Annotated in this window: 4 protein-coding genes; 1 reads left to right on the top strand and 3 read right to left on the bottom strand. The window is 64.9% G+C overall.

Annotated features, from left to right (window positions below):
* From AC1DYX_RS28140 to tkt, 3 genes are all read right to left on the bottom strand, one after another.
* On the bottom strand, positions 1–331 hold a 331-nt coding region (locus AC1DYX_RS28140), incomplete at its 3' end, for a tryptophan 7-halogenase (protein ID WP_477265062.1).
* Between the two features lie 146 nt (positions 332–477).
* The gene (gap, locus tag AC1DYX_RS28135) at positions 478–1491 is read right to left on the bottom strand and encodes a type I glyceraldehyde-3-phosphate dehydrogenase (protein WP_477265060.1); all 1014 of its coding nucleotides are present in this window, start codon (positions 1489–1491) and stop codon (positions 478–480) included.
* Positions 1492–1586: 95 nt separating this feature from the next.
* Positions 1587–3584, bottom strand: coding sequence for a transketolase (gene tkt / locus AC1DYX_RS28130; RefSeq protein ID WP_477265058.1), 1998 nt, complete (start codon positions 3582–3584; stop codon positions 1587–1589).
* Between the two features lie 122 nt (positions 3585–3706).
* Between tkt and AC1DYX_RS28125 the strand changes: the two genes are divergently transcribed.
* Complete coding sequence (locus AC1DYX_RS28125) at positions 3707–4432, top strand: 16S rRNA (uracil(1498)-N(3))-methyltransferase (protein ID WP_477265056.1); 726 nt, start codon at positions 3707–3709, stop codon at positions 4430–4432.
* The last annotated feature ends 57 nt before the right edge of the window (positions 4433–4489 follow it).

The raw sequence follows: 4489 nt of genomic DNA, 5'->3' as shown, positions 1-4489 counted from the left end.
GGCCCCACAGGCAGGTGGGACCGGTCAGTTCGGCAAAATTACCGAACGTATGGTAATAATCCTGGCCCTTGGCGCGCCAATCGCGGAACTGGGCGCCTAGCTTGAACGTGCCATTGGTGGCGCGCAGGAATTCGATCTCGTCGATGCCGACCTGCGCGAGATAATCGCGGATCGACGGCAAGGTCKCCTCTCCGACGCCGACGATGCCGATGTCGTCCGACTCAACCAGTTCCACCGTGCTGCCAGGCAGTGCAGCTTTCACCGCCGTTGCGGTCATCCAGCCAGCAGTCCCGCCACCGACGATCACGATGCGTTTATAGGCCGTTCGCATGTCTCTCTTCCTCACGTCCAGGGTGCCGGCTTGCCCGCTGCTTTCAAGCAGTCTATTGCCAGACAAACAGTTTTGTATATATTAAAAACAACGGAAGTCACAAAAAAGCGACGGCAGGCGCAGGGCACCCACCGTCGCGTTGCCGATTACTTGGCGTTCATCAGCGCAACGGTGGTGTCCAGCATGCGGTTGCTGAAGCCCCACTCGTTGTCGTACCAGGACGACACTTTCACCAGGCGGCCCGACACCTTGGTCAGGGTGGCGTCGAAGTTCGACGAGGCCGGGTTGTGGTTGTAGTCCACGGAGACCAGCGGCGCCGTGTTGTAGGTCAGGATGCCTTTCAGCGGACCGCTGTCGGCCGCGGCTTTCAACAGGGCATTGACTTCATCCACGGTCGTGTCGCGCTTGGCGATGAACGACAGGTCGACGATCGACACGTTGATGGTCGGCACGCGGATCGCGTAGCCGTCCAGCTTGCCGTTCAGTTCCGGCAGCACGAGGCCGACGGCGGCTGCGGCGCCGGTCTTGGTCGGGATCATCGACTGCGTGGCCGAGCGGGCACGGCGCAGGTCTTCGTGCATCACGTCGGTCAGCACCTGGTCGTTGGTGTAGGCGTGCACGGTGGTCATCAGGCCGTTTTCCAGGCCGATGGCATCGTTCAGCGGCTTGACCAGCGGGGCCAGGCAGTTGGTGGTGCACGAGGCGTTCGAGATCACGGTGTCGGTCGACTTCAGCACGTCCTGGTTGACGCCGAACACGATGGTGGCGTCGACGTCCTTGCCGCCCGGCGCCGAGATGATGACTTTCTTGGCGCCGCCCTTCAGGTGGGCCGAAGCCTTTTCCTTGGTGGTGAAGAAGCCGGTGCATTCCAGCACGACGTCCACGCCCAGTTCGCCCCACGGCAGTTCGGCCGGGTTGCGCTGCGCGTACACGCGGATGCGGTCGCCGTTGACGATCATGGAGTCGCCATCGACTTCGACGGTGCCCGGGAACTTGCCGTGCGTGGTGTCGTAACGGGTCAGATGGGCGTTGTGTTCGGCATTACCGAGGTCGTTCAGCGCCACGATCTGGATGTCCTGCTTCTTGCCGCCTTCGTAGAAAGCGCGCAGCACGTTGCGGCCGATACGGCCATAACCGTTGATTGCTACTTTGATCGTCATTTATTCACTCCTGATTAAAAAAATGCTAACACCGAAGCATAGCGTGAAACCCGCCGCAAGGACAGTCTCCGTGTCCCGGCAGCGGGCGCAATCCATCAGGCGGCGAGCACCGATTTGACCTTGGCGATCACGTTCTCGACCGTGAAGCCGAAGTGCTTGAACAGCACCGGGGCCGGAGCCGATTCGCCGAAGGTGTCGATGCCCACCACGGCACCTTCCAGGCCGACGTACTTGTACCAGAAGTCCGTCACACCGGCCTCGATGGCCACGCGCGGGATGCCGCGGCCCAGCACGGCAGCCTTGTAGGCCGCGTCCTGGCGCTCGAACACGTCGGTCGACGGCATCGACACCACACGCACCTGGAGTCCCTGGCCAGCCAGGGTTTCGGCGGCTTTCACCGCCAGTTCCACTTCCGAACCCGTCGCGATCAGCACGGCGGCCGGGTTTTGCGCGTCACGCAGCACGTAGCCGCCCTTCGCGATATTGGCGACGGTCGCCGCGTCGCGTTCCATGAACGGCAGGTTCTGGCGCGAGAAGATCAGCGTGGACGGACCGTCCTTGCGCCTGACGGCTTCGCCCCAGGCGACGGTCGATTCCGTCGTGTCGCACGGACGCCAGTTGTCCAGGTTCGGGATCAGGCGCAGCGACGAGACGTGTTCCACCGACTGGTGCGTCGGGCCGTCTTCGCCCAGGCCGATCGAGTCGTGCGTGAACACGAACAGCGAACGGATCTTCATCAGCGCGGCCATGCGCAGCGCGTTGCGGCTGTAGTCCGAGAACGTCAGGAACGTGGCGCCGAACGGGATGAAACCGCCGTGCAGGGCGATGCCGTTCATGATCGCCGACATGCCGAATTCGCGGACGCCGTAGTTGATATGGTTGCCCGGGGTGCCCGAACGGAGGGCCACCGATTCCTTCCAGTTGGTCAGGTTCGAGCCGGTCAGGTCGGCCGAGCCGCCCAGGAATTCCGGCAGCACCGGGGCCAGCGCCTGGATCGCGTTCTGGCTCGCCTTGCGGGTGGCGATGGTTTCCTTCTTGTCGACGGTCGCGGCGATGGCGGCAGCCAGCGTCTCTTCGAACTTGCCCGGCAGGTCACCCTTCATGCGGCGCTCGAATTCGGCGGCCAGTTCCGGGTATTGCGCGCGGTAGCCGGCGAACAGCTCGTTCCATGCGCCTTCGACGGCGGCGCCCTTCTGCTTCTGGTCCCATGCTTCGTAGATGTTGGCCGGGATGTCGAACGGGATGGCGTCCCAGATCAGGTGTTCGCGCACCGCGGCGACTTCCTTCTCGCCCAGCGCGGCGCCGTGCACCTTGTCGCCGCCCTGCAGGTTCGGCGAGCCTTTGCCGATGATGGTCTTGCAGCAGATCAGCGTCGGACGGTCCGACTGCTTCGCCTTCGCGATGGCCGCGTCGACCGCGGCGACGTCGTGGCCGTCCACGCCCGGGATCACGTTCCAGCCATAGGCTTCGAAGCGCTTCGGCGTGTCGTCCGTGAACCAGCCTTCCACCTTGCCGTCGATCGAGATGCCATTGTCGTCGTACAGCCAGATCATCTTGTTCAGGCGCAGCGTGCCGGCCAGCGACGCGACTTCGTGCGAGATGCCTTCCATCAGGCAGCCGTCACCGACGAATGCGTACGTATAGTGGTCAACGATGTCGAAGCCCGGACGGTTGAATTCCTTTGCAAGCAGCCACTCCGCGAGCGCCATGCCGACGGCGTTGGCGATGCCCTGGCCCAGCGGGCCGGTGGTCGTTTCCACGCCCGGGGTGATGCCAACTTCCGGGTGGCCCGGGGTCTTGCTGTGCATCTGGCGGAAGTTGCGGATGTCGTCCATCGACAGGTCGTAACCCGACAGGTGCAGCAGCGCGTAGTGCAGCATCGAGCCGTGACCGTTCGACAGCAGGAAGCGGTCGCGGTTCATCCAGCCCGGATTGGCCGGATTGTGGCGATAGTGACCATCCCACAGCGCTACGGCGATCTCGGCCATGCCCATGGGCATGCCGGGGTGGCCGGAATTCGCCTTCTGGACGGCGTCCATCGCCAGCGCACGAATTGCGTTGGCCATCAGGGTGGTGGTTTGCAGAGATTTCATGAATGTGAAGGTCTGAGGATTGGAAAGCGGTGGCGGTACAGCGGGCCTTAACCGGATATTTTACCAGAGCATGACAGGCTCGCTTTAAAATGCCGGCTACTTTACGGTTCCCCTTGCCATCCATGCCACGTTTTCATTGCCCCCAGCCGCTCGTCCCCGGCGGCATCGTCGACCTGCCGGACGCCGTCGCCCACCACCTGCACGTCGTGCGCCAGCAGAGCGGCGACGAACTGGTGTTGTTCAACGGCGACGGAGGCCAGGTGCGCGCGCGCCTGGTCGAGATCGGCAAGCGCCGCGCCAGCGCCGAAATCCTCGCGCATGAAGCCATCGACGTGGAACTGCCCTTCCGCGTGACCCTGGCGCAGGGTCTCCCGGAGGGCAGCAAGATGGACTGGATCGTCGAAAAGGCCGTCGAACTGGGTGCGGCCGCGATCCAGCCACTGGCGGCGCAGCGCTCCGTGGTGCGATTGAGCGGCGAGCGCGCCGACAAGCGCCTGGCGCACTGGCAGTCCGTCGTCGTCAGCGCGTCGGAGCAGTGCGGGCGCAACCGGCTGGCCGACGTCGCGCCCGTGCAGGACGCCAACCGCTGGCTCGCCACGCCGGACGCCGGCACGCGCATCCTGCTCTCGCCGCGCGCGGACGCATCGCTCGCCGCGTGGACACGACAGACGCCGGCGCGGRACGTCACCCTGCTCGTCGGCCCGGAAGGCGGCTTCACGGAGCAGGAAGAAGATGCGGCGCGGGCCGCCGGCGCGCTGGCGCTGTCGATGGGGCCGCGCGTGCTGCGCACGGAGACGGCGGGGTTGGCCGCGCTGGCGATCCTGGCGGCCGGTTGGGGCGGCATCTGAACCGGCATTCTGCYTCGGGCCGTAGGGTGGGCGGCCCCCGCCCACGCGGACGTTTGC

The sequence above is a fragment of the Massilia sp. P2_C2 genome (assembly GCF_056404615.1).
This window is presented reverse-complemented; position numbering and strand designations above follow the sequence as displayed.